Origin of the sequence: Yoonia sp. (assembly GCF_046292185.1) — a bacterium.
In the GTDB taxonomy this organism is placed as follows: Bacteria; Pseudomonadota; Alphaproteobacteria; order Rhodobacterales; family Rhodobacteraceae; genus Yoonia.
Window position 1 is genome coordinate 1 of sequence record NZ_JBKBQY010000158.1, and the last position, 3,220, is coordinate 3,220.

Genomic DNA, 3,220 nt, shown 5'->3' on the forward strand with positions numbered 1-3,220 from the left:
CGATGAAGGATTCGAGCAGGAATTTGAACCGCGTGCCTTCCTCGGTTTTGAACGAGTCCTTCACCGCATCGGTCAGGGTGAATTGATTGAGCTTATCCATAGCGTCCTCCCAAAGACATAAAACATCCCGCAACAGCGGGGTTGACGGAAGATTATTTCATGTCGTATCTTACGGCAAGAGAAAATTTATGCGCCTAGCGAAAAAGGAATAGCCATGCGAATTGGGAAGACTGACCAAGCCCTTACCGCGATCTGCACATCGGATGCGGAATCGATCACCGTGCGCGGCCATGACCTTTGTAACGATCTGATCGGCAAGATCGACTTTACTGAATATTTCTGGCTTCTGGTGCTGGGTGAAAAGCCCGCGCCAAAACAACGCGCCATGCTGGATGCCTGTCTGGTCGCCATCGCCGAACATGGGCTGGTGCCCAGCGTGCAGGCGGCGCGGATGACATTGGCTGCGGCACCCGAGGCGTGGCAGGGCGCGATGTCGGCGGGTCTGTTGGGGATGGGGACAGTTGTCGCCGGATCGACGGAAGTCGCCGGGCGTTTTCTGGAAGAAATCCGGGCCGCCGCCGACGAAGATGGCAAAGGCGATGAGGCCGCCGTGATCGCAGCGCTGGAAGCCCTGAAAGCCCGCCGCGCCAAGGTGCCGGGCCTCGGCCACCCGCAACATTCCGAAGGCGATCCGCGTGCTTTGCGTCTGCTGGCGCTTTGCGACGAACATGAGGTGTCAGGCCGCTATGTCGGTATTCTGCGCCTGCTGGGCGAACATGCGCCCAAGATCATCAACCGCCCGCTGCCGGTGAATGTCTCCGGCGCGATCCCTGCGGTGATCCTTGATGCAGGCTGGCCGGTCGATGCGCTGAAGGCTGTGCCTCTGGTCGCCCGCGCCGGTGGTCTGGCCGCGCATCTGCTGGAAGAATCGCGCCGGTCGATCGGGTTCATCCTGTCTCACAATGCTGATCTTGCCATTTCCTATGATGGCAAAGACGCGCAGAAAGGCTGATCAGATGGTCAAGATCCTGAAAAACATCCGCGTCGTCGAAATGGGCACCTATATCACCGGCCCTGCCGCTGCGATGCATCTGGCCGATCTAGGGGCCGATGTGATCAAGGTGGAGCGACCCGGCACAGGTGATCCGTTCCGCGCGTTCAAGGGCGGGCTCTATAGCCCGCATTATCAGACCTATAACCGCAACAAACGGTCCATCGCGCTGGATACCCGCGACGCTGATGATCTGGCGGTGTTCGAGGATCTGATCGCGACAGCCGATGTGTTCATCCAGAACTTCCGCCCCGGTGTCGCGGAAAAGCTGGGCGCGGGCGAAGCGGACCTGCGCAAGATCCGCCCTGATCTGATTTATTGCGCGATTTCGGGTTTTGGCACCTCCGGCCCCGCGCGGGACCGTCCGGCCTATGATACTGTCGCGCAGGCGGCGTCCGGCTTTCTGCGTCTGGTGACACCGCCCACCAGTCCGCGCGTGATCGGGCCTGCCTTGGCCGATGCGATGACCGGGCAATATGCGGCGATGGGGATCATGGCGGCGCTGATTGAACGCGGCAGCACCGGCACGGGCCGCCGTCTCGATATTTCCATGTTGGAGGCGATGTGCCATTTCAACCTGGACAGTTTCACCCATTATTACAGCGTGGGCGAGGTGATGGGGCCACTCTCGCGCCCGGTGGTATCGCAAAGCTATACGTTTGAATGCAGCGATGGCAAATGGATCGCTTTTCACATGTCATCACCCGCCAAGTTCTGGGAAGGCATGCTGCGCGCAACGGAACAGGAACAATTGCTGGATGATCCGCGCTTTGCCGAACGGCTGGAACGGATCAAGCATCAGGATGATCTGATCGATATCCTTGCACCCGTCTTCCTGACCCGGCCGCGCGATGAATGGTGCGAACGGTTTGGAGCGGAAGAGGTCCCCTATTCCCCCGCCTACGACGCGGATGAGGCGTTGGAGGACCCGCAGGCAAAGCATCTGCAAATTGCGGTATCGGCTGACCATGCTGAGATGGGCAAATTCACCACCGTGCGCGCGCCCTATAATTTCGACGGCACGCCAGAACTGGGGGTCATGGCACCGCCTGTGCTGGACGAACATGGTGCCGCGATCCGTGACGAACTGGCCAAACGCAAGGCTGGCTGATCAACCGGTCTGCGGGGAGTGCAGGCCATTCATTTCCAAGGGAGGAATATCATGAAACATCTACGCACCACGGCCATTGCCGCAATTCTGGCACTGCCATCCTTTGCCGCAGCACAGGAAACGATTTCGCTGACGGTGGCATCCAGCCACCCGACGACGATCCCCTGGGTTGCCATGATCCAGACCCATTTCATGGCTGAAACCGACCGCATTCTGGCGGAGGAAGGCAATTATGAAATTTCCTGGGACGAGGCATTCGGCGGCACGCTCTACCGTGCCAACGCCACGCTGACCTCGGTCGAGGAAGGGATCACCGATATCGGTTGGGTGTTTTCCTATCTGGAAGGCGCGAAAATGCCGCTGTCGCAGGTCACCGCCTACACACCTTTCGCCACCAGCAACGTGCCGGTGCAGCTAAGCGTGATGCGCGAATTGTTCAACGAAAACGAGGCGTTCCGCAACGAATGGGAACAGTATAACATCGTCATGCTTGGGATGACGGCATCGGACAGCTATGATCTTTATACCAAGACGCCAGTAGCGTCCTTGGCCGATCTGGAAGGGATGCGGATTTCCGCCCCTGGTGTGCTGGGCACATGGCTGCGCGGCACCGGGGCGAGCGCTGTCGATGGCGCGTTGACCACATTCTACACTGACATCCAGACCGGCGTGTCGGATGGCGTGCTGTCGTTGGCCTTGGGTGCCTTGCCGACACGTATCTATGAGGTCGCACCCTACGTAACCCGCGTGCAGATGGGGACGGTGTTTTCGGGCGGCGTCGCAATCAACCGCGACCGCTGGGAAAGCCTGCCGGAAGAGGTCCAGCAGGCCATGCTGGAGGCTGGTGCCTATTACTCCGAAGCGCATGCACAGGATATGATGGACCGTCCCGAAGTCGCGATGGAACAGATCGCCACATTGGGCGCGGACCAAAGCACACCTGTGACCATCGTCGAAATGGACCCGGCAGAGCGTCAGGCCTGGGTCGATGCCCTGCCAAATCTGGCTGGTGAATGGGCGGCCGAAAATGACGGTCGTGGTCTGCCTGCGGCGGATTT

3 protein-coding genes are annotated in these 3,220 nt (G+C 59.6%); all 3 read left to right on the forward strand.

Translation table 11 applies throughout. The features are described 5' to 3' along the window. Positions 1 to 214: 214 nt before the first annotated feature. Entirely contained in the window at positions 215 to 1,012 is a 798-nt protein-coding gene (locus ACK4TM_RS17280; protein WP_409703785.1) for a citryl-CoA lyase, read from the forward strand. Between the two features lie 4 nt (positions 1,013 to 1,016). Further along, positions 1,017 to 2,162, forward strand: coding sequence for a CaiB/BaiF CoA transferase family protein (locus ACK4TM_RS17285; protein ID WP_409703788.1), 1,146 nt, complete (start codon positions 1,017 to 1,019; stop codon positions 2,160 to 2,162). Between the two features lie 51 nt (positions 2,163 to 2,213). After that, positions 2,214 to 3,220 (forward strand): C4-dicarboxylate TRAP transporter substrate-binding protein (locus tag ACK4TM_RS17290; protein ID WP_409703791.1); only part of this gene is annotated, 1,007 nt, incomplete at its 3' end.